We start from the raw sequence: 25193 nt of genomic DNA, 5'->3' as shown, positions 1-25193 counted from the left end.
AGTAAATTCTTCCATAATAGTATGTTAAATCCAGCTGCTAAAATTGTATCTGGTATAATAAGGTGCTATCTCTAAGCTTATTGCATATAACCACAATTTAATCTTATTTAAATGTGGAAAAACTATCTGCACCTCATTCAACTGTTTAGCCTTATTGAATTGAATCGCACACTCCTAAACTAATTATTTAGTATTAGCTATAAGACAACATCCTGTCATTATTGTGTCATAAATATGTCTTTAGCATTGTTTTGTTTAGCAATTGTGTCTTTGGCAATTGCATTTGGTCAATTTTAGATATAATTTGGCTCTTAATTAATCAAACAATTAAACTAACTTAAAATTCATGAAAAAACTTCTACAAAGTTTGTTCATTCTTTTGTTTGTTGCGTTTAACGCAGTTGCACAAGATAGAACAGTTACTGGTACGGTTACATCTCAAGAAGATGGATTACCTGTTCCAGGAGCCACTGTCAGGGTGAAAGATAATCCTGGCATTGGTACCCTAACAACCGCAAATGGAAAATATTCAATTAAAGTTCCTGTCAACGCAAATACATTGGTTGTTAGCTTTCTAGGTTATTCTTCAAAAGAAGTAACCATACCAGCAAGTAACTCAATCAATATTGTTTTGAATTCTGACGCCCAAGCTTTGAATGAGGTTGTTGTTACTGCTGGAGGTGTTTCAATCCAACGTCGTCAGCAAGGTAACCAGTCTACTACGTTAAAGTCTCAGGAGTTAACTCAAGGTAAAGCTTTTAACGTAGCAAGTGCGCTCACAGGTAAGGTTGCTGGTCTACAAGTAAATGCAGTTAGCTCTGGAGTTAACCCTGACGTACGTTTAGTTCTTCGCGGGAATCGTTCGCTTCTTGGAAATAACCAAGCTTTAGTTGTGGTGGATAATGTGATTGTGCCAAGTAGCGTATTGGGTAACTTAAATCCTGAGGATATCGAAAGTATCGATGTACTCAATGGTGCGGGAGCTGCTGCCCTTTATGGCTCAGATGCATCTAATGGTGCAGTGATCGTAACAACAAAGAAGGGTAAAACAGGTGTTACTACTATTAAAGTAGGCCAAACCACTAGTTTTGAGACTATTGCTTACTTGCCTAAGTTACAAAAGGAGTATGGATCGGGTACTACTCCAGATGATGTTCCAACTTATACTCCTTTTGAGAATCAGCAATATGGTCCTGCGTTCGACGGTTCTATGAGAGTTATAGGCAAGCCACTTGTTGATGGTTCTATTCAAACTGTTCCTTATTCTTGGAATGAGAAAGAAGGAAAAAATAATTTCTGGGATACAGGCATAAATAATCAAACTGATTTTAGCCTTTCTGCAGGTGATGAGAAGAGTAAGTATTTTCTTTCTTCTCAATACTTTGATCAGACTAGTACAGTACCTGGGGATAAGTACAACCGTTTTTCGCTGCGCATAAATGGCAGTAGAGATTTGAGTGATAAATTCAATTTCGACTTCAATGCAAACTACGTTCAAAATAGATATGATCAAGGAGATTCAGGAAATGCTTTTACAAATGTGTTGATGTCGCCAGGTCAGATTCCACTAACACGATATTCAGACTGGAAAAATGATCCATATGCCTCACCAAATGGTTTCTACAATGAATATTTTGACAACCCATATTTTACTTTAGGTAACGCAAGAACATTAACAAGAAATGATTATTTGACAGGGAACGTGCAATTAAAGTATAACCCAATTAAAGAACTATCAGTATTGTTCCGCGTGAGTATCGCAACAAGGAATATTTCAACAAAATCTTATAGTGATAAGTTCACCTTTTCTGACTACAGAAAAAGTATAAGTGGAACTGCAATTGCGACAGACAGGGTAGGTAGTATAAACGATGGTGCTTCTTACACTACTCAACTAAATCCTGAATTTCAGGCACAATATATCAAACAAATAAACAAGGACTTTTCAATTAATGCTATCTTAGGTGGAAGTTTAAGAGATAATATTGGTAAAAACGTAGGAGCTAACTCATCAGTTTTTGTTACTCCGGGCTTATACAATGTTAGCAATACAACAGGAAACGTTTTTGGTTTTGAAAATAATAACCGTGTAAGACAATTAGGGGTATATGCTGACGCCCGTTTAGGCTTTAGAAACTATCTATACCTGCACGTAACAGGAAGGAATGACTGGAGATCGGTTTTGGCCAGAGAAAATAATTCGTTATTCTATCCAGCTGCAGATATTTCATTTATTGCCTCTGATGCAATTCCATTCTTGAAAGAATCTAAGGTGGTAACGAGTTTGAAAATTAGAGGTGGCATTTCTAGAGTAGGACAAGTTAATTTAAATGCCTACGCTTTAGCACCTACGTTCGGACAACAGTTTGGATACCCGTATGCTGGTGTTCCAGGTTTCGGTGTTGGAAACACAGTAGTTTCGTCAAATATTAAACCAGAATTAACGACATCTATTGAAGGCGGCTTCGATTTGGAAATGTATAAATCAAGAGTTAGCTTAAGTTTAACTTTATACAAATCAAACACTGTCGATCAAACTTTACCAGTTCAAATTGCACAAACAACAGGTTTTACATCTTTCTTAACTAATACTGGCGAGGTTGAAAATAGAGGTATAGAGACTTCATTGAGGCTTGTTCCGGTGCAAACAAATGACTGGACGGTTACAGTTGGTGGTAATTTTACATTAAACGCAAATAAAGTATTATCAATCAGCACAGGAAGTGATAACTTGAGTTTAGCTACTTTTGGCCGATCTAATTTAGTTGCTGAGGTTGGAAGTCCTTTCCCGCTTTTAAAAGGAAGTACCTATAACAAAGATCCTCAAGGCAGAATCATTGTTGATCGAATTACCGGTTTTCCTAGCGCTACGAATGGTATCTCAACTTTGGGCTATACAGAGCCAAAATATCGTTTAGGTCTAGATGCATCGGTATCGTATAAAGGCTTCCGTTTCGCAACCGTATTCGAATACCGTGCAGGAAATGTAATATATAGTGGTGTTTCTACAGCATTTGATTTCTCAGGCGCTGGTATCAGAACAACATATTTCAACAGAGAGCGTTTTGTAGTTCCTAATTCATCATATTTGGATCCAACAACTAATACTTATGTTGCTAATACCAATATTACTACCAGAACAGGTGGAGCAGATTTCTGGACTAATGGACCTACTAATACTGATGTTAACTCAAACTATACTTATTCGGCAGCATTTTGGAAACTTCGTGAAGCTTCTCTAAGCTATGATTTACCAGCTTCTGTAATAAAAAATGTTAGGTTCATCAAAGGTGCAACAGTGAGCGTGCAAGGAAGAAATTTATTTCTATGGGCACCTAAAACCAACGTTTACACAGACCCAGAATATAGTGCATTTAATTCATCAAGTAACGCTATTGGTTTTACTTCAATCAGTCAAACGCCTCCTGGAAGATTCTATGGCTTAAGTCTAACTGTAACTTTATAATAAAAAGAACATGAAAAAACATTTTAAATATATAATGTTAGGTTTGTTGGTAATCGGAGCAAGTTCTTGTAAAAAGTTCTTGGATATCAATAAAAACCCTAACAGCTTAACGGAAGCAACGCCGGCCCTGGTTCTACCTCAAGCTATAGTTGGTTCAGCGGCAATTGGTAACAATTTTAATATCAGTTTCGCTGATTTTTCTGGAGCACGCGCAAATGCTGGTGGATTCGGTGGATTTGGATCTGTAGTTACCTATGATTTCACTAACTTAGACTATCAGGGTCTATGGACAAGTAGCTACGACAATGCGAACGATTTTCAGTATATTATAGATAACACTGGTTCTACATCTTCGTTGGTTTTCTCAACATCGATTGCCCGGATTATGAAGGCGCTTACTTTTGAGCGTCTGGTAAACCAGTTCAATGATGTTCCTTATTCAGAAGCTTTAAAAGGTACAGCTATCCTTCAGCCTAAATATGATAAGGCAGAGGATGTCTACAAGGCATCAATTAGTGATCTAGACAAGGCTATTGCCGATATTGCTGCAGGGCAGGCGCAGGCTACAACAGCAAAGATTGTAGCAAATACCGACCCGTTATTCAAAGGTGATATGGACTTGTGGAAAAAATTTGCCAATACTATAAAGCTGAGAATGCTGATTAAAATGGCTGGTGTTCCTGCTTTGCAATCATATACTGCTACGGCATTTGGTGCGATGAACACAACGGTGGGATTTCTGACTACCGATGCTATTGTTAATCCAGGTTACGAGAAAACAGTTAGACCAAATCCCGTTTATAACTCGATAGGTTTTACAACTACTGGTACAAATACAACAACTAGTAGAATTCCAAGCCGCTGGATATACAGTTTTTATACCGGTGCGAAACTTAGTGATCCAGGTCGTGGTTCTGTTATATACAGGGCTTTCCCATCATCGATAATTAATCAACTTGGCGATGAATCGTCAGGTGTGCCATCTGCTCCATCTGCAGGTTCATCTTGGATTACTGGTGATAATTCTGGAAATTACCTTGGTGTAGTGAAAGGGCCAACTCAGGGTCAGCCTATCCTACTAGCCGCTGAAAGTAAGTTTCTTCAGGCTGAAGCATTTGTTAGAGGGTACTTAAGTGGAAATGCTGCAACTGCGTTCAATGACGGAATTACGCTATCATTCACCTATCTATATAAGAATGTTTCAAATGTAGTAGACCCGTCTAAAAACGTTTCCGCTGATGTTACTACATACCTTACAACGAATGCGGCAAGTCCACTTGCAAATTATGCTTTAGCAACAACTTTGGATCAGAAAATTGAAGCGATTATTACTCAGAAATACATAGCGTTAAACATGATTTCTAATGATGAGGCATTCAATGAGTTTAGAAGAACAATGTTCCCAAAGATTGTTAACGGCTCATTAGATCCGCTTCAAACATTCGCTTCTAGACAGTCAGTATCTACCCATGTTGACAAATTGCCTACACGAGTTTTATATCCTGCTACGGAATTTAGTTTGAATACACCAAATGTTCCTACTAATATTAATAAGTTTTCTTCTTTAATATTTTGGGACTTAAATTAATTATATCATGAAAAAGATTTTTAAACTCTCTGCGGTATTGTTAACTACTGCTATATTTCTATCATCTTGTTTGAAAGATGATTCGAATGTTTTGGATCCTGAAAAAGGTGTTAACGTAATTGAATTCGCAAATCCAACGGATATTGATGTTCACGGAAGTTCGGTTCCTGCATATTTATTTAGCTATGAGGTAACTCCAGAGGAAACAATTCCTGTATCAGTAAGTTATTCAGGTCCTGAACCGGTAGCGCCACAAGATATCACAGTAAATCTTGCTATTGGTGATAATACAAACGTCACCGCTTATAACTCTGAGCAATCTAAGAGTTATACACTTTTACCAGCAGCATCATACACACTTTCGTCTACAAGTGTAGTTATCCCAAAAGGACAACGTAGAGCAACCGTGAATGTGAAAGTAAAGCCTAACACATTTAATTTAGCAAGCACTTATGCTTTGCCATTAAAGATTACATCGGCCTCTATGGGAGTAATTAGTGGAAATTTTAACACTATCTTGTTAGTAGTTTCTGCTAAAAACAAATATGATGGTGTTTACACTTACACAGCAACAATGACTGCCCCAGACAGGCCTACTTTCCAAATAGGAACAGAGTTTACCTACGCTTACGATGTTCAACTAAGATCTTCTGGAGCTGCTTCCAATAATTTATTTAATACTGCATTTGGCGATTTTTTAATCCCATTGGTTACAAGTACAGGCGGAACAAGCGGTTTTGGTTCTACTAACTTAACAATCAACTTCGATGCTGCAACAAATAAGGTTATTTCTGTTGCTAATGCAATTACTAACCCAGCAAATGGCAGAACAATGACGCTTGACACAACAGCAACTGGTTCGAATTTTTATGATCCAGCTACTAAAACTGTGTATGTTACATTTTTCATGAATCAGCCAGGATTTTCACCTTTGAAAATTGTTGCGAAGATGAAATTTAAGTCTGCTAGGTAGTATATTTATAATAAAAAAATTTAATAAAAAAAGGACAACCATTTTGAATGATTGTCCTTTTTTTATTATCTTTAGTATCTAATATTAACATTATGAAAAATTTCGCAATCACCACTCTTGCGCTCTCATCGTTTTTTGTACTTGCTCAAAAAACAGAAAAACTATCAAATGATTGCGTTGTCACCTATAATGTTGACGAAAGTGGTAAAAAGGAAGGTAGTTATCTGGTAAACGATAGAGCCAACAATACCGTTTTAAGAGGTTCTTATAAGGGCGGGTTACGTAGCGGTGATTGGTATGCCTTTGATCGAGAAGGGAAAGTGCTTTTAAGGTATAATTACTCTCTTAAAAAACTCGTTACATTAAGTGACAAACAAGTTGGTGATTTTAGTTATAAGATTTTGGATAAGAATGAAGATATTTCGAAAAATGCTCGTATCCCAGTTGCAATCTGTAGCGCAGATTTATTGAAATCCTATGTAGCAAGCCAGCTTGTAAATCAGATGCCTATAAAACTTAAAGCGAATAAAGCAGCCGTATCTGGATCTGTACTGGTTATGCTTGATGCGAATGGAAGCCCAAAATATGTCGTCGAATACGGTATTGAAGGTGTAGGCTACAAAGCCACAGTTGATCTTGATAGTAAGGCATTTCAAATTGATTGGATTCCAGCTACTCTCGCTGATAAAACATTTAAGTCCGAGGTGAGGTTTGATATCAATTTTAATATCGATCCATCACAGCAACGCAGATTTATTTGGAATTTCTAACGAGAACTGGCTGCTGATTAAAAGTATAAGTTTTTCTATTGTTGGTAATGTTCATTAAAATCGAAAGTTGATCTTTATAATTTATTCGTCGAACCTAATCTATAGATTTTGGAAGTTGAATTAAGGATTATATACTAAATAACCAAATTGATTTAATAACATATCTTTATGATTGGCTATTTGCGCTATAGTAGTCAATAAATTATTCTAAGTTGTAACACTTTCGATATTCCAATCGTAAAATTCTAATTAAAACAATTTGGCAGTCAAATACTTACAGTAAGTATTTATGATTGGGTTATTTACAAGTTATTTGAGCTGACTAGCAAGTTGCACTGGGTATGATTAGTGTTGCCGCGGTTAAGGTTTCTTGGCTTTGATAGAATCTACTCACCCCTTGGCATGCGTACATACCATAAGTGCTATTTGGTTTTATTGTTGGTATTATGGGGTATATCAACCAGATTATGTGGTTTCGAACCGTTCTATTGCATTTTTCAGACGGAACACCATGTTAACGATAGCAATACATTTAAGTTTAGACTCCTTATTGTAATCCATCCAGCCCCCATTTTGCGATAATAGATTACTAATCTTATTTTAATAAAGATGTAACATTGATGTTCCGAAATAAAGTCTCCAAATCTAAATTTAGTATGTCTTTGATTGTTATGGAATGCTTTAAAGGGGTTTTACTAATAATGGGTCAAATCTCTGTGCCTGTGGAAATTATATAATATTTATTTGTAAAATTTGCATTACAAGTTCCAAGTATTATATTCGCAATATATTTAATCAAACTAACTTAAATTTCATGAAAAAACTTTTACAAAGTTTGTTCGTGTTCTTGTTTTTTGCGGTAAGTGCAATGGCTCAAGATCGAACAATTAGTGGAACAGTAACGTCATCGGAAGACAACATTCCTCTCCCGGGCGTTAGTGTTAAAGCAGTAGGCGCACAGAATGTCGCAATTACTGGGAGCGATGGGAAATATTCTATTCGAATATCTCCATCCGTGCAAGCATTACAGTTTTCCTATCTAGGTTTTGCTTCAAAGTCTATAAACATTACTTCATCAAATGTAATTAACGTTGGTTTAGTTGGTGATTCTAAAACACTAACTGATGTAGTTGTTGTAGCTTATGGAACGCAAAAGAAAGAATCTATTACTGGTTCGGTTGCTTCACTTAGTGCTAAAGATTTAGAAACACGAACTGTTACGAATGTTACAGCGGCATTGCAAGGATCTGCTCCAGGTATAAATGTCGCCGCCTCAAATGGTCAACCGGGATCTTCTGCGGGCATCAGGATTAGAGGATTTGGTTCATTTTCTGCGTCAAACACTCCTCTTTATGTTGTTGATGGATCTGTTTATGATGGTAGTATTGGAGATATTAATCAGAATGATATTGAAAGTATCTCTGTATTGAAAGATGCATCATCATCTGCATTGTACGGTTCAAGGGGAGCAAATGGTGTTGTAATTATTACAACAAAAAGAGGAAAAGCCTCTCAGCCTACGGTGAATGCAAGCATTGTCCAGGGATTCTCAGAAAGAGGTATTCCAGAATATGATCGTGTTAATGCATTTGAATACTATCCATTAGTTTGGCAAGGGATTAAAAATAACCTAATGTACAACGCATCTCCAGCGCTATCAGAGGCTGCAGCCTCTTTAAGAGCCTCAGCAGATGTCTTTACGAATTTAGTTTATAATCCATTTAATGTTCCTGGTGGTCAGATTGTAGGTACAGACGGTAAAATCAATCCAAATGCATCATTATTATATGATGATTTTGATTGGTATGATGCAATATCAAGGCAAGGAAAAAGAACAGATGCGAACTTAAGCTTTTCTGGTAAAAGTGATAAGTCTGATTTTTTCGTTTCGATGGGATATTTGAATGATAAAGGCTTTAATATTAAATCAGATTTTCAACGTTTTAATGCTCGTATTAATGTGAACTCTCAAATTAAACCTTGGTTGAGAACTGGTTTGAATGTTTCAGGATCAATGACTACTGCAAACACCGCCAACGATGCAGCCACAGGTAGTGCTGCCAGCTTTATCAATGCGTTCTCTTTTACCAGAGGTATTGGTCCAATATATCCAGTGCGTGCGTACAATGCTGCTGGCCAACCTATCATGAATAGTTTAACTGGAGAACAATGGTATGATTATGGGTTCCATCCAGGTGCATTGGTTCGCCCTCAAGGCGCTTCTCCAGGTAGACATGTTGTTTATGAAACACTATTGAATGACTACTTAACAAGAAGAAATCAAATAAGCGCAAGAAGTTATTTTGAAATTAAGTTCTTGAAAGATTTTACATTTGTTCCAACCTTTAGCATTGATCTGAGAAATAATAATGGTAATACTTATCAGAATCCAACTGTTGGTGATGGTGTAACTCAAAATGGCTTTAAATCGCAAAGTAACAATACCATAAGGTCATATACATTTAACCAAATTTTGAATTACAATAAGAAAATTGGAGATCACACTATATCTGCGCTAGTTGGTCATGAAAATTATGATTACAACTTTCGGACATTCAACGCTAGCCGTACTGGCTTGATCTTACAAGGCAATACACAGTTTGCAAATTTTGTAACAGCAAATAGTTCTGGAGGGCAAGAAGATAACGATAAAATAGAGTCCTACTTCTCTAAAGCAAGCTATAATTATAAAGAGAAATACTTTTTTGATGCTTCGCTCAGACGTGATGGTTCCTCGAGATTCTCTCGAGATGTAAGATGGGGTACCTTTTATTCATTAGGAGCTTCTTGGTCTGTTAACAAAGATTTCTTAACTGATGTTAACTGGATTGACGATTTGCGATTGAAAACATCTTACGGAGAGGTTGGTAACAACCTATTAGATGGCTACTATCTAGATAGGGCGTTTTATGATCTAGGTTGGAATAACGGTGCTGAGCCAGGGGCGCTTCTAGCATCAGTTGCAAATCCAGAGCTTAAGTGGGAATCACAGAATACATTCAATACAGGTGTAAGTTTCTCGCTATTTAAGAGAAGGGTATATGGAGAAGTTGAATACTTTAAAAAATCTGTTAGTGATCTTTTGTTTAGTGTACCACAGCCTATTTCAGATCCTGTAACTTCAATAAATAGAAATGTAGGCTCGATGTATAATGCTGGTGTAGAGATTCTATTAGGTGCTGATATTTTAAGAATGAAAGACTTTAGATGGAATTTGGTTACCAATTGGACTTTTCTTAAGAACAAAGTAACAAGACTACCTGATGAGTCTCCAACTATTATCAGTGGCACAAAAAGAAGAGAAGTGGGTTATGATTATTACCAATTTTGGTTAAGACAGTTTGCCGGGGTAGATCCAACAGATGGCGCAGCACTGTATGTTCCAGATCCGGCTCAAACAATCGCAGCTGCAAATAAAAGAACTGTTAATGGCGTTGAATATACCATAAATCAATCGAACGCTCTATTTGATCGGTCTGGGTCGGCCATTCCAGACTTAATGGGCTCGTTTACCAATACATTTACTTATAAAGACTTATCTCTTTCTGTTTTAGTAAATTATCAAATCGGTGGCAAATTTTACGATGGCAACTATCAGGGATTAATGTCTACAGCGTCATATGGCGGAGCGCTTCACAAAGATTTGCTAGGAGCCTGGACACAAACGAATACATCTAGCAACATCCCTAGGGCTGATTTTGGTAACTCAAATAATATTAATGCAACGTCAACGAGATGGCTGATTGATGCATCATATCTGGCTTTGCGCAACATTAATTTGTCTTACAGTTTGCCTCAAAATTGGTTAAAAAAGATTGATGTAAATAATGCGAAATTATTTGTAACAGGCGAAAACCTGCAGCTATTTTCAAAAAGAAAAGGGTTAAATCCTTCAGAATCCTTTGATGGTACCAATTCTACTGTATATCCTCAAGCAAGAATTTTGAGTATAGGCTTAAATGCTTCGTTTTAATAATTAAATATTAATATCATAAGATATGAAAAAAATAATTTACTCCGCAGTTTTAGCCACCATGATTTTGGGTGGATCTGGCTGCAAAAAGGAATATCTTCAAACAACACCTACAGATAGGGTAGATAATACATCTATATTTTTATCGACTGCTAATGCAAGCGTTGCGTTGAATGGGATATATAGATACATGTTCGAAAGAACAACGGCAACAACTAGCAATGTGCAAGGTAAGCCTGGAGTTGGCGGTATCCTTCTAGGGATTGATTTCATGGGAGAAGACTTGCATCAAGCTAACGCTACATGGTTTACGTCTACAGGAGAAGGTAATTATATTGCTCCACGGACTGATAATGCAGGTAGTAACGAATATTACTACCGAACATTCTTCAGAATGATTGGTAATGCTAATTATATCATCGACAATATCGACGCCGCGGAAGGAACTGCAGCGGAGAAAGCAAGAATAAAAGCAGAGGCACTAACTTTGAGGGCTTATTCCTATTCTTATCTTGTTCAATTTTATGGAACTAGATACAATGCAGCTGCTAAGCCAAATAATCAGCTAGCAGTACCGCTTCCTTTAAAATCTACCGATTCTAGAATGCCTAGAGTGAGTGTTGAAACTGTGTATTCTGCGATAGTGGCTGATTTGGATGCCGCAATAGCGTTGAATGCAACCAGTGTTCCAAATAAAACCCATGCTGGTATTTGGGTATCGAAAGGATTACGGGCCAGAGTTGCTTTAACTATGCAAGATTATCCTAACGCAATAAAATATGCAAAGGAAGTTATCGATGGTAATTTATATCCTTTAATGAGTCAGGCTGATTACCAAACTGGATTTAACAACATCAACTTATCAGAATATATGTGGGGAGCAAATCCTACAACGGAGCAGGGAGATACTTTTGGTTCTTTTTATGCTCAAATTGCATATAACGCGAATACTACTTATCAACGGGGAACACCTAAAATGATAAATTCTGCATTATACAATTTAATTTCTGCAACAGATGTAAGAAAGAAAATGTGGGAGCCAGCACCCACTGCTGCGAACTTTCCCTTGCCTTTGACTACTTTTGTTAGAAGAAATTTTATGACCAGAAAATTTTCCGTTAAGGCAATCGGCGATCCATCTTTAGGAGATGTGCCATGGATGAGAAGTGCAGAAATGCATCTCATTCTAGCAGAGGCTTATGCCAGAAGCGGTCAAGATGGGCTAGCTCAAACAGCATTGTTCACCCTTGTTTCAAAAAGAGACTTAAGCGCTATAAAATCAACCAATACTGGAGCAGCGCTGGTTGATGAAATAATGATCAATCGTAGAGTAGAATTATGGGGAGAGGGGTTTAGATATTTAGACCTAAAGCGTTTAAATCTTCCATTAGTTCGATCAGCAGTTCCTAATTACGTAGCAACATCCGTAAATAATGTTTTAGACATACCTGCGGGGGACCCAAGATTCTTATTCCTAATTCCACGATCTGAGATTAACGCAAATCCAAACATTGGACCTCAAAATCCTTAATAGCATATAGTAATCTTAAATATAAAGGAGGCAATTAGCCTCCTTTTTTTATTTATAATGTTTTATTTTACCGCCAATATTAAATTAACCGAGATCAGTATTAACATGGCACGATACCGGATTCTTAATTCTACATCAATGTTTTTATTTTCTTTATGTAACATTCTTACATTAAATGTGTTTCGAGACTTTCATGAACCATCTTATACCATTTTAACAAATCTAAAAAACTACATCTTATTGAGAGTAAGGAAGATAATTTAGAAAATTTGTTTTGTAAAATTTGCATTACGAATGCCAAATATTATATTAGCGCTATAATTAACCTAACTAAACTAAATTTTATGAAAAAACTTCTACAAAGTTTGTTCATATTCTTGCTAATGGCCGGAAGCGCTATGGCTCAGGATAGGACAATCACTGGAACAGTTACAGGTAAGGAGGACGGTCTTCCTCTTCCTGGCGTAAGTGTAAAAATCAGGGGTGCTGGCGGAACCACAACAGCAGCTGATGGTAAATACTCAATAAGAGCAAAAACCGGGGCAGTAGTAGAATTCTCTTACATAGGCTTCGCTTCGCAGGTTAAAACAGTCGGGTCAAGTAATGTGTTAAATGTAACCCTTTCAAACGATTCGAAAACACTTTCTGATGTTGTTGTCACAGGGTATACTACTCAATCTAAAAAAGATGTTACGGGCTCAATCGCTAGCGTAAGTGGCGAAAAACTTAAGAATCTACCGGTGCAAAGTTTTGAGCAAGCGCTAGCTGGTAAAGCGGCTGGCGTTAACATTATACAGCCAAATGGGGTATTAAATAATCCTCCGGTGTTTCGCGTTAGGGGATTCAACTCTATTTCCTTGAGTTCATACCCTTTAATTATTGTAGACGGGATTCCTGTATTTACGGGAGACCAATCAGCAAATAGTGCCGCGGGGAATGCATTAGGTGATATTAATCCAGCAGACATCGAATCTATTGATATTTTAAAAGATGCTGCATCATCAGCTATTTACGGTTCTCGGGCAGCAAATGGGGTGGTAGTGATCACCACTAAAAAAGGTAAACAAGGAACTACAAAAATTAATTATGAGGGTTGGGTAGGAAGTACAAAGGCACAAAATGTAACTCCTCTATTAAATGCGGCAGAATATGTCCTCATTAAAAATGAAGCCAGAACCAATATCGGCCTTGCCCCTGCCTTTTTTTTACAAACAAGATCTGATGGTTCTCAGGTCGAGACAAATTGGTACGACTATGCTTACAGAACAGCTACAGCACAAAATCATGCGCTAAACTTTTCTGGTGCAAATGACAAAACCTCGTATTATGTCTCGGTTGGCTATAGTAACCAAGAGGGCTTTATTGTAGGAAACTCTTTTGAGCGTAAAAATGGCCGTGTTAATTTAGATCATAAACTTTTTAAAAACGTTACCATAGGTACAAATTTCTCATATAGTAATACTCTAAATAGAGCCCCAAATACAGGCTCGCTGCCAGGCCAGGCTTTCTCTACTGTTGGTTTAGGCAGGTTGGCAATTGTATTACCTCCAAACGTATCTGCTTACAACGAAGATGGCTCATATAATATGAATGCATCTGGAGCCATAGGTTTAGGTGCCAATACGATAGCTTCCAACTTCCCTAACGCAGCAGTTTTAGTAAATGAAGATAGAAATACCTCAGAAAGCGACAGGATTATTGCCAATGCTTATGCATCTATACAATTAGTTAAGGGGTTAACTTTTAAAACAACTTATGGCTTAGATAATTTAAAAATTGACAATAATTCTTTCGTAAACCGTTTACAAGGTGATGGATTTGCATATAATGGTGGTGCAACCAGCAATTTTGTTAAAAATAGCCGATGGAATTGGTCGAACACATTAGCTTATAATGGAGTTTTCGGAGATCATACCGTAGGCGCATTTGTGGGAGCAGAAGATCAATATACAAAGTCTAACGGATATGGTGCAACAAGACAAGGTGTGATTGACCCATTTATTGAAGTTTTTCAAGGCTCGTTTGGTACAATTACTCCAGCGGGTTTAGTACAGGGAGATAACGCATTTCGTTCTTATTTCGGTAGTGTAAATTACGATTACAAAAAGAAATATTACATAACTGGATCATTTAGAAGAGATGGTTACTCTGGATTATCAGCAGGAAATAAATATGGTAACTTCGGAGGTGCATCTGCAGGATGGGCACTTTCTGAAGAGAATTTCTATAAAGAATCAGGAATAAGTAAGGTTTTAACAAGAATTAAATTCCATGGAAGCTATGGCGAGGTGGGTAATATCAATATTGGTAATTATCCAGCATTGTTCCTGTATAATCCGGGCCTCTATGGATCTGCTTCTGCATTATCTTTTTCTCAGGCTGGAAATCCAGATCTTAAATGGGAAACCAGTAAGAAAGCAGATATTGGGGTTAACTTAGAGTTCTTAGGCGGACGCTTCTCTTTAGACGTAGACTATTATCATAATAATATCGATAACTTAGTTCAAAATGCTCCTCAATCACCTTCTAAAGGCATACCAGGGAATACAATTACAACCAACGTTGGTAAAATGTACAATAAGGGTTTTGAATTTACAGTTAATTCGAAAAACATTGAGAAAGATGATTTCAGTTGGACAACAAGCCTAACCTTTAGTACACTTAAGAATGAAGTAACAGCTTTAGGTAACAATAATGCAGATGTTTTTGGAGTAACTTCTTTAGAAACAGCTAATATCACGAGAGTAGGTTACCCAATTGGCTCGATATACACAGTGCCTACTGCGGGTGTAGATCCTGCAACTGGCGAAAGAATTTTTATCAACAGATTCGGACAAAAGTTAAGATTCAGTTTTGCTCGTGCAACCGCTGCCAGATATCAGTATCTTGAGGGAGCAAATGCGGGACAAAATGCACCTGCCATTGATGCTGCCCTCGATGCAACAATTACTGGACAAGCTATACCTAAATGGTTTGGCGGATTGGATAATAATTTCCGTTACAAAGCTTTCGATTTGACTTTAGGATTGACATTCTCAGGAGGCAACAAGATCTATTATGGTTCATTGGCAGGCTTAAGAGATCAGCGTTTTTGGAATAACGAGGTTGGCTTATTAAATAGATGGACAACGCCAGGTCAGATTACTGATATACCTCGCGTAGTTTATGGAGACAATACTTCCAATGGATCTGCATTTGCGCAATCACAGAATGTATTTTCTGGTAACTTCTTAAAAGTTCGTAATCTTGCCTTAGGCTACACATTACCTAAAGCCATGCTTGGTAAATATGGTTTATCAAATGTGAGATTGTATGCACAATCTAGCAATCTTTTGATCATATCTAACTACCCAGGGCCTGACCCAGAAGTTTCTGTAAATGGAAATTCAACCGGATCAGGTAACAGTGGTAATCTTGCGCCAGGCGTAGATCGAAACTCCGTTCCATCTGGAAGAACATTCACTTTTGGTATTAATGTTGGATTTTAAAATTAGAGATTATGAAAATTAAAATAATTAATAAGGTAAAATATCTTTTTGTGGCGGTACCAATTTTGTTGGCTACATCTTGCAAGAAAGATTTTTTAAACACCGCACCAGATACTTCCTTACCTATTGAAGATGCCTTCGCCAACCCAGATAGGATACTGTCGCAAGTAAATGGAATTTACGCCGGGGTTAAAAATGGTCAGTTTTATGGCGGCAGGTATTTAATATATAACGATATACGTGGAGAGGATTTCATCGTAAATAAACCAAATGGTGTTACTGGATTAGATACTTGGAGGTTTAATGTTACCTCTGGAACAAACGAAGTTGTTAACTTATGGGGTGCAGTTTATGCGGCCATAAACAGGGCAAATCTTGTAATAGAAGGTGTAAATGCAAATGCTTCTATCCTAACGCCAGCATTAGCCAAGCAATACATTGCAGAGGCTAAATTTTTACGGGCCTTATCATATTATAGTTTGTTGCAACTATATGCTAAACCTTACGTTACAGATAACGGTGCTAGTCTGGGTGTTCCATTAAGACTGAAAGGTGAAAAGGATTTAACTGGAAACGATTTAAAAAGAAGTACAGTTGCCGAAGTTTATACACAAATCATCAAGGATTTGAACGAGGCAGAGCCAGATTTGGCCTTAACGCTAACTGCAACCCGTGCCTCAAGAAATACCGCAATAGCACTTAAAACGCGTGTTTATTTAACAATGGGTAATTTACCAGCCGTAGTTACAGAAGCCAATAAAATTGTGAGTGCTACAGCGCCATTTACAGCTACAACTGGTTCGCCATTAAAATTGGAAGCTAATATTGCAACCGTTTTCGGTGGTGCTTATCTTGGAAATGCATCAGGAACAGAAGCTGCCTTGACATTCCCTATGGCTGATTTGGATGCACCTGGCACACAAAATCAGCTAGCTTATTACTACAATGTTTCTCCAAACCAAGCCGGTGGTAACGAAGAATTTTTCTTAAATCCAACGGGTATTTTTGCCAACCCAGTGTTTGCAGCGGGGTCAATAGATGCTAGAAAATCGTTGACTACGGTCTCTGGATCAAATACTTACTTGACGAAGTTTAAAAGACCTTCACCTTATACAGACTATGTTCCCGTAATCCGTTATGCTGAAGTTCTGCTTAATTTAGCAGAGGCTAGCGTGGTAACTGATCCGGCAAAGGCCATAGCTTTATTAACCGCCGTTAGACAAAGATCAAATCCAGGTTATGTTTTTCCAGCAGCGGATTTGTTACCTGCAAATTTGAAGAATACAATTCTTACCGAAAGAAGAATAGAATTGTTAGGTGAAGGTTTCCGTTCGCCAGATATTATGCGTCAGGGTTTAGGGTTTGTAGCCAAAAGTGGTTCACAAGGATCTGCTCCTGCCATTCCGTTCAATACAGCGGGTTACATTTGGCCTATTTCAGCCAATGAGGTTCAGAATAATAAGTTGATTGTTCAAAATTAATTAAGAAAAACCAAAAATGCCTCCAACGAGTATTACACTGTTGGAGGCATTTTTATATTCCACCCTTACTTCTTATCCACACTGTACTTTCCTGGGCCAATAAAAATTAAACTTATAAATACAACGCCTAACTCAATGGCATGACTAGCGCCTTGTAATCCATCGCCTTTGGCAAAATGAACCAATGCAGCTATAGTCATGGTGAAAACAAGCGCCATACAGGCAGGCCGAAAGAATAAGCCAACCAGAAGTAAGAAGCCGCCAAACGTTTCGGCAATTGCCGCCATAAAGCCCCAGGCTACCGGCAAGAAATTAATGCCTACCACTTTCATGCTTCCGCCTAATCCTTCCCAACCCTCCGGGCCACCCGATAATTTTGGAAAACCATGTGTGATGAACATAATTCCGAGGCCCACTCTTAGTAATAATAATCCTGTATTGCGGTACTTTCCTAAACCATCAAAAATTGCCATACTATAAATATTTAAATTGAATGTGATTGTTTGTGATGTTTAACGCCACTTGTGCACCTAACACCATAGTTAAATTATTCTCTATATGCCCTGTAGGGAAGTTGAAGCAAACCGGATAATCGAATTCTTTCACAATATCCCAAATCACCTCATCGGCCGTTTGCCCAAAGGAAATCTTTTCTTCTTCAATCTCGTTGAATGCTCCAATAATCAGACCATTTAAACGGTCGAGCTTTCCGGCTCTTTTTAACATCCTCAACATGCTATCTATCCGGTACTCATGCTCGCCAACATCCTCCAGAAAAAGAATCTTACCGTCAAAATTCATCTCAGAAACCGAGCCTTGTAACATGGTAAGGAGCGTAAGGTTGCCACCAATCAGCATTCCATTCGCACTTCCAGGTTTGTTATTAAATTCACTACGATATTCATAAGCCTGTTTATCGCCAAACAATGCCCTTTGTAAAGAATCTAATGCTTCGCTTGTACTTTCGTGAAAGGTATAAGGCATCTGCCCATGAATACATTGTACTTCGCTCTGCGAAATGAGATGCGATAGCAGCACCGTAATGTCGCTAAAACCAACTATCCATTTCGGGTTAAGGTCGAAGGCTGTAAAATCCAGCTCATCGATTATGCGAATGGTGCCATAGCCACCTCTGCCTGCAATGATTGCCCTAATCGAAGGGTCGTCTAAAAACTGCTGAATATCATCCGCCCTTAATTGATCGGTTCCGGCAAACTGATGATGACTTGCCGTAATGCTCTTGCCCAAAACCACTTCCAGTCCCCAGCTTTCTAATACCAAAATTGCATCGTCAATGGGTTTGGGTAATTTTTTCGCCGGACATACCAGCGCAATCTTATCTCCTTTTTTTAAATATGGGGGCTGCTTAATCATCTTTAAAACACTTATCTTTGCCAAATTAATAAAAATTGTTTTGGATAATAGTAAAATAAAAAGATATACCGTAACCGCTGCACTTCCTTATACCAACGGACCCGTACACATCGGCCATCTGGCCGGGGTTTATATTCCTGCAGATATTTACGCACGTTACCTTAGGTCGAACAAGCGAGACGTGAAGTTTATTTGCGGTTCGGATGAAAATGGTGTGCCCATCACCTTAAAGGCAAAACGAGAAGGCATTACGCCCCAGGAAGTGGTAGACAAATACCATAAGATTATTGGCGATTCTTTTAAAGAATTTGGCGTTTCTTTTGATATTTACCACCGCACCTCGTCGCACACACATCATCAAACGGCTTCTGATTTTTTTAAAACTTTGTACGATAAAGGTGTTTTCACCGAAGAGGTTACCGAGCAGTATTATGATCCTGCTGCAAAGCAATTTTTGGCCGATCGATACATCACAGGCACCTGCCCTAAATGTGGTAACGAAAATGCTTATGGCGATCAATGCGAAAATTGTGGTTCTACCCTGAATGCGACAGATCTTATCAATCCAAAATCTACCCTCTCTGGAGAAAAACCTGTTTTAAAGGAAACTAAAAATTGGTTCTTGCCTTTAGATCAGTACGAAGAAAGACTGCGGACCTATATCGAGAGTCATAAAGAATGGCGACCAAATGTTTACGGACAGTGCCAAAGTTGGTTAAATGCAGGCTTGCAGCCACGGGCAATGACCCGCGATTTAGATTGGGGTGTGCGTGTTCCGCTTCGCGATGCAGAGGGTAAGGTGCTTTACGTTTGGTTCGATGCGCCAATTGGCTATATCTCTGCCACTAAAGAGTTGTGTAACTACGCTAAATTGGATGTTTGGAACCCGAAAGCGGAGGAATATTATATTGGGAGTTACGAAAGCGATAAATGTGGTTGGGAAGAATACTGGAAGAGCGATGAAACCAAATTGGTGCACTTCATCGGGAAAGATAACATTGTTTTCCATTGCATTATTTTTCCAGCAATGTTGATGGCGCATGGCGATTATACCCTTGCCGACAATGTGCCTGCGAACGAGTTTTTAAACCTTGAAGGGCAGAAAATATCGACCTCAAAGAATTGGGCAGTTTGGCTTAACGAATATTTACGAGAGTTTGAGGGGAAGCAAGATGTGTTGCGTTATGTGCTTACCGCTACTGCTCCAGAAACAAAAGACAACGATTTTACATGGAAAGATTTCCAGGCAAGAAACAACAATGAGCTGGTTGCCATTTTAGGGAATTTTGTAAACCGCGTGGTGGTGCTTACCCATAAGTATTTTAATGGAACGGTGCCTACCTGTATGGAAATTACATCGGTAGACCAGGCTGTGATTGATGAACTGGCAAGTTATCCGGAGAAAATTGCCGCATCAATTGAAAATTATCGTTTTAGAGAGGCTTTGGCAGAAGTAATGAATGTTGCCCGCTTGGGGAATAAATACTTAGCTGAAACGGAGCCGTGGAAACTGATTAAAACGGATGAAGACCGAGTACGTACGATTTTGCATATAGCCATACAGATTGCGGCAAACATCCAGATATTAATTGAACCGTTCTTACCTTTTACCGCTGAAAAATTAATGCACATGCTTAAAAATGGCGGGCATAGCTGGGCAGATGCCGGAAGGATTAACCTGGTTAAGCGTGGCCACGAAATTGGCGAAGGCATTTTGCTTTTTGATAAGATTGAAGATGCAGCAATCGACTTCCAGATCGAAAAACTTAATCAGAGTAAGTCTGACAATGCTTCACAAAATGCAGTTGCAGCGCCCGCTAAAGAAAATATCAATTTTGATGATTTCTCTGCCATGGATATCCGTGTAGCAACCATTATCGCTGCGGAAAAAGTAGATAAAACAAAAAAACTGCTGAAACTGATTGTTGATACCGGTATAGATCAAAGAACGGTAGTTTCGGGCATTGCCGAACATTACAAACCTGAAGATATTATTGGTAAGCAGGTAAGCATGATTGTAAACCTGGCACCCCGCGAAATTAAAGGAATTCTTTCGCAGGGCATGATTTTGATGGCCGAAAACGAAAGAGGCAAATTAACATTTGTATCGCCGATTGATCCGTTTAAGCCAGGAAGTGTAATTAGATAATTTACATGGCCTGCCCTAAAATTGCAGGCCATTTTTTTTGCCAGGGGCATCTGTTTCGAAGAGTGTTTTGGCTAATTTGAACAATTGAAAACAATGTGAAAATTGCCGGCCTGACGATAAAACTTTTATTATATTTGCCACTTCATTAACCAGGCCCCGTAGTTCAACGGATAGAATAGAAGTTTCCTAAACTTTAGATAGCAGTTCGATTCTGCTCGGGGCTACCATTGTAAAGAGAGTATAATAGCTCTCTTTTGTTGTTTTTAACTATTTGTAAAATAGATAATTACCTTTTAAAAGCATGCTGTTGCAGTTAAAAATTCTGTTAATTATCTCTGTTCAAAGATAAGCAAAATAAGAGCAAATTTTACTCGATTTTTAGCAATTTTGTCGACCATTTGGCGCATTTACTGGCGCAGATTTTCACGCTATTTCGCTCTATGGGTAAGCATCTTGATTTATAAAAATCGACTAGAACGATGCTGATTTGTCCGCATTTTCCTAGATAGCAGTTCGATTCTGCTCATGGTCATCTGAATTGAAATGTAAAATATCATTTAGATAGTAGACAACCTAAAATCCAAAAATTTGTACCTTTCCCTTAATTATAGACCCTTTGACAGAAATTTGGATGGTACTTAAAGAAGAAGATAATATTATTGAAATCACCCCTAACCTTGAGTATGGCAACAAGCTTATATCAGATGAGCTGGCCAGAAGAAATACATACGAAAGAATACATCCTACCATATCTGATCAACTGGGTAGTTTTATTATTAGGGAAGTAAAAATAACTAATAGCAATCTGCCTTTCAGATTTATGGGTGGAAATGATAAGTCGCTACATTATGATGGAGAAATCACAGAACTCTATAATGACCTTTACGGTGTTGTTGAAAAGCATAAACAATACATACCATCACTGAATCTACAAACCATAGACAATTTGTTATTTGCAACATTGTTCAGTTGGGGAGAATTCTCAGAACGTCACGGAAATGATAATAAACTGTCTTATTTAGACGAGCTGATTGGTTTGTATCTGAACATAAAGAAAAAAAAGGTTCTGATCGGCAAGGAAGCCAGCCAATTATTGGATGAAGAAGACAGAATCAAAGGGTTTGACAGGCTTTCTTCAGACACAAAGGAGCATCTTATCGTCGATGGTTATGTCAAAGCAGAACCTAGACATGTTGGGGGATTAGGGGTAAACAAGCTTATTTACATTCCATCGGATATGGATATTGTGATAGTTGATAGAAATGGAGGCGAAGATATCGTTATTCCAGAGGGCTTATCAAATAAGATTTACAGCGTCGTCTTGAAAGAAATCATAGAAGAACATGAGCGCAATGGTACTAAGTTTTATACGAGGTTGACCAAGGATGATGTCAACGACATTGAACTTGAAAGCAGAAGTACATTCAGAAGAAGTAAAAAGAACATTAAATTGTTAAACTACCTAATACTGCTGATGGACAGCTATATCACTCAATATAACAGCTTTGAAGTTGTAAAGAAGCACAGATATGTTCTGATCTATGATATACTTAAAGCTTTACGATATATCCAATACAATCATCCAACCCGAGAAGATAAATACAGCTATATCAGAACTGTAGTAAGAGACAGCAATCCAACTAAACGTTCAAAAACCTACGGGGAAAAGCAGTTTTACATGTAGCTTCACCGTGTTAATTTATTTTAAATTTAATAACCACATAGTCAGCTGATTATGTGGTTTTCTTTTTTTCTTACTAATTCTAATTTACTAACCTTAATCCCCGAGGCTCCTTTGTACCAATTCCTTGAAGGAAGGCGGTTAAACTCCTGCCAATAAAGTGGAGCAATATTAAATAAACTTGAAACTATGGCAACAGCCAAAATTTTAAATCCTCTTCTTGCAAAGTTTAAGAAGAGTGCAACTGTAAAGAAGACAGTTGAGAATCTGTTAACAGTGGAAGAGGTAGCAATGAAGTACTTCAAAAGTGTAAGCAAAGCGCAAATCGAAAGGTATGTGAAGGTAATGAGACCATCGGAAGTGAGTGACTTCAAAAAGCTTTTCAATGCCATCAGTTCAGGCTTGAGACTTACTGGCCGCATCTATGAGGGAATTGATAAAGGTGGCAATGCCTACACCTACATTAAATTCTTCTCTCCTAAAGGTGAAGTTGAGTGTAAAGTATTCCCTTTAGGTAAATTAAATAACTTAATTGGGGACTACCAAGCTGGCAAAGTAGCAATCAATTTCAAAGCCGAAGATTTGGTTGACTTCATCTACAACCGTTAACATTAAAAATGGGGTGCGGTAACATGCACCCCTACTTATAATCATTATGAAAGAAGTAGAAATAAAAGTGTCGAAGGCTATCAAATATATAACAGATTTCGAGCTGTTTAAAATGGGCTTCCCAACAAACAAGATATACATCAAAACATTGACCGGATGGGGAGCAACACATGGCGAAATTAAAATATTCCGACGTCACTCTGTCTGTGTCAACCCTCATGTTCCAGTAATTGAAGGAAAATCAAAAGCAATAGAAGATGATTTACTTAAATATCCAAGCATACTCGTGGTTTATGGAAATGCAACACAGGCAGATGTACTTAAGTATCTTAAAAGCAATGTGAAGTGGAAAAAAATACTCTGTACACCAGAGGCATATGATAAAAAGGTAAAGCCTGCAATAGAAGAATCTGATTTTGATCTCTATAGAGACTTTTACATGCTGTTGGATGAGTGCGACAAATTAATTAAGGATGTGAGTTTTAGACCGATGATCGAAGCACCTATGGATGACTTTTTTATGTTTGACAACAAGAGTATGATATCTGCTACGGCTTTAGTGCCAACCGACCCAAGATTTGAAAAATATGGCTTCGAGATATACAGGATTATCCCAGATTATGACTATTTCCAACCATTGGATTTAGTTGTTACTAATAACATCATCGCTTCTTTGGAGAAAGTGATCAACGATAACCAAAATGAACAGTTTTTTATCTTCATCAACTCAGCTACTCATATTCATGCAATAATTAAAGCATTAGCCATTGCTGATGAAAGCATTGTTTACTGTTCAGGTAGATGCGTTAGAAAGCTTTCCAAAGAAGGATTTAATAATGCTAGCGATACGTTAACCGATTATCCGCGATTTACATTTTTCACATCTCGTTACTTCAGTGCAGTTGATATATTGCTAAAAACAAAACCAATAGTGGTCATGCTAACCGACGTTCACGATGAAAAAACGCTTTTAGACCCTTATACCGATAACGTGCAGATTGTTGGTAGAGCGAGAAATGGTGTTAGTAGTATATATCATATAACTGGAACAAACCCAAATCTAGAAACTATTGACGAGAACGAAGTCCGACAATACCTTCACGACAGCTATAGCGCATTTCAGGAAATAAAACAGTTGGGTAATGATATACAATCATCAGGAGGTAAGGAGACATTATCTCAATGTTTAGGTGCACCCAAAATTTTAAACATTATTAAGAAAGATGGCTCATTAAACTATGGCATGATAGATAACTTTATGTTGGACAATAAGATTAAAGGGCACTATAAATCTCTACAAACATTAATTTCCGCATATGAAAGCATCGGGAACTTTAAAGTTAAGACACAAGCGGATTCTCATAAAGCTACTCATAAGCAGATGCTAACCGACTATAAAAATGAAAACTTTAAGACCAGATGCGAGAATGTTGCCAAGATGATAGATACATGGAAAAGACCATTTGGAAATGATGGAAAAATGAGATTTATATTAGGGGATTTCATTTCTACGCTAGAGAAAGATAACCCTGACGTAGCCAGTTATTATAGCAAGCTTACCTATGAAGTAATGGAGAAGCTTGGTTTTGACAAAAGAAAGATGGATCGTGAGTTAGTCAAGATAAGTAAAAAGTCTAAATTTCAAGATCCCCTAATTAGGCAGGAAGTACATAATGCATTTACTTTATTAATTCCAGTCAATGAGGATTCAATCAAAGAAAAGCTGACAGCCATCTATAGGAAATATGGATATTCAGAGGAAGGTAGAGCCAGCCACTTTGACAAGTTCTTTGAAGCAACCCGGAGCACCAAAAATGGCGAACACATAAGAACGCCTAAATCTTTCAAATTTATTTAATCTTTTCAATCCAAAAAAATGACCAATATGTATTATTATAGACCAACTGACTAAATTTAGGATTAGATAAATAGATTGACTGATTATACAATTAATACATAAAAGCACCATTGAACGATGGTGCTTTTTTGAGGATAGTCATCAACTCTTTTTGCCTTATAAAAGAACACACTAAAAATCACGGTTATCTGATTTCAAAATATATTTTTTCTAACGGCATGCACTTATTCCCGCCCCCCCCCCATAAGCAAT

At 37.7% G+C, this 25193-nt stretch carries 14 protein-coding genes and 1 tRNA gene; 13 read left to right on the top strand and 2 right to left on the bottom strand.

Going from position 1 to position 25193, the window contains the following annotated elements:
• The first annotated feature begins 346 nt into the window (after positions 1 to 346).
• From OQ268_RS03945 to OQ268_RS03910, 8 genes are all read left to right on the top strand, one after another.
• Positions 347 to 3466 (top strand): SusC/RagA family TonB-linked outer membrane protein, encoded by a 3120-nt coding sequence (locus tag OQ268_RS03945; RefSeq protein ID WP_265854794.1) that lies wholly within the window; start codon positions 347 to 349, stop codon positions 3464 to 3466.
• 10 nt (positions 3467 to 3476) lie between these two features.
• Positions 3477 to 5054, top strand: coding sequence for a SusD/RagB family nutrient-binding outer membrane lipoprotein (locus tag OQ268_RS03940; RefSeq protein WP_265854793.1), 1578 nt, complete (start codon positions 3477 to 3479; stop codon positions 5052 to 5054).
• Positions 5055 to 5061: 7 nt separating this feature from the next.
• Complete coding sequence (locus OQ268_RS03935) at positions 5062 to 6027, top strand: DUF1735 domain-containing protein (RefSeq protein ID WP_265854792.1); 966 nt, start codon at positions 5062 to 5064, stop codon at positions 6025 to 6027.
• A gap of 92 nt (positions 6028 to 6119) precedes the next feature.
• The gene (locus OQ268_RS03930; protein ID WP_265854791.1) at positions 6120 to 6797 is read left to right on the top strand and encodes a hypothetical protein; all 678 of its coding nucleotides are present in this window, start codon (positions 6120 to 6122) and stop codon (positions 6795 to 6797) included.
• A gap of 814 nt (positions 6798 to 7611) precedes the next feature.
• Entirely contained in the window at positions 7612 to 10770 is a 3159-nt protein-coding gene (locus OQ268_RS03925; protein WP_265854790.1) for a SusC/RagA family TonB-linked outer membrane protein, read from the top strand.
• 25 nt (positions 10771 to 10795) lie between these two features.
• On the top strand, positions 10796 to 12301 hold the full coding sequence (locus tag OQ268_RS03920) for a RagB/SusD family nutrient uptake outer membrane protein (protein ID WP_265854789.1): 1506 nt from the start codon (positions 10796 to 10798) through the stop codon (positions 12299 to 12301).
• Between the two features lie 344 nt (positions 12302 to 12645).
• Positions 12646 to 15789 (top strand): SusC/RagA family TonB-linked outer membrane protein, encoded by a 3144-nt coding sequence (locus OQ268_RS03915; RefSeq protein WP_265854788.1) that lies wholly within the window; start codon positions 12646 to 12648, stop codon positions 15787 to 15789.
• An 11-nt stretch (positions 15790 to 15800) separates the two neighbouring features.
• The gene (locus OQ268_RS03910; RefSeq protein WP_265854787.1) at positions 15801 to 17270 is read left to right on the top strand and encodes a RagB/SusD family nutrient uptake outer membrane protein; all 1470 of its coding nucleotides are present in this window, start codon (positions 15801 to 15803) and stop codon (positions 17268 to 17270) included.
• A 65-nt stretch (positions 17271 to 17335) separates the two neighbouring features.
• On the opposite strand, the gene OQ268_RS03905 is transcribed toward OQ268_RS03910, so the two are convergent.
• On the bottom strand, positions 17336 to 17743 hold the full coding sequence (locus OQ268_RS03905) for a DoxX family protein (RefSeq protein ID WP_265854786.1): 408 nt from the start codon (positions 17741 to 17743) through the stop codon (positions 17336 to 17338).
• Between the two features lies 1 nt (position 17744).
• Complete coding sequence (locus OQ268_RS03900; RefSeq protein ID WP_265854785.1) at positions 17745 to 18644, bottom strand: S66 peptidase family protein; 900 nt, start codon at positions 18642 to 18644, stop codon at positions 17745 to 17747.
• A 40-nt stretch (positions 18645 to 18684) separates the two neighbouring features.
• On the opposite strand from OQ268_RS03900, the gene metG reads away from it, so the two are divergent.
• From metG to OQ268_RS03875, 5 genes are all read left to right on the top strand, one after another.
• Positions 18685 to 20793 carry a methionine--tRNA ligase gene (gene metG, locus OQ268_RS03895; RefSeq protein ID WP_265854784.1) on the top strand — a complete coding sequence of 703 codons (2109 nt, stop codon included), beginning with the start codon at positions 18685 to 18687 and terminating at the stop codon, positions 20791 to 20793.
• Positions 20794 to 20945: 152 nt separating this feature from the next.
• Positions 20946 to 21020 (top strand) — tRNA-Arg (locus OQ268_RS03890).
• Positions 21021 to 21409: 389 nt separating this feature from the next.
• Positions 21410 to 22477, top strand: a complete 1068-nt coding sequence (locus tag OQ268_RS03885) for a hypothetical protein (RefSeq protein WP_265854783.1) — start codon at positions 21410 to 21412, stop codon at positions 22475 to 22477.
• Positions 22478 to 22663: 186 nt separating this feature from the next.
• Positions 22664 to 23083 (top strand): hypothetical protein, encoded by a 420-nt coding sequence (locus tag OQ268_RS03880; RefSeq protein ID WP_265854782.1) that lies wholly within the window; start codon positions 22664 to 22666, stop codon positions 23081 to 23083.
• Positions 23084 to 23129: 46 nt separating this feature from the next.
• A complete protein-coding gene (locus OQ268_RS03875; protein WP_265854781.1) occupies positions 23130 to 24941 on the top strand; it encodes a hypothetical protein in 1812 nt (603 codons plus the stop codon).
• Positions 24942 to 25193 lie beyond the last annotated feature (252 nt).

The sequence above is a fragment of the Pedobacter sandarakinus genome, assembly GCF_026240095.1.
Taxonomy (GTDB): domain Bacteria; phylum Bacteroidota; class Bacteroidia; order Sphingobacteriales; family Sphingobacteriaceae; genus Pedobacter; species Pedobacter sandarakinus.
Note: the sequence above shows the minus strand (reverse complement) of the source record. Positions and strands in the feature narration are given on the sequence as shown.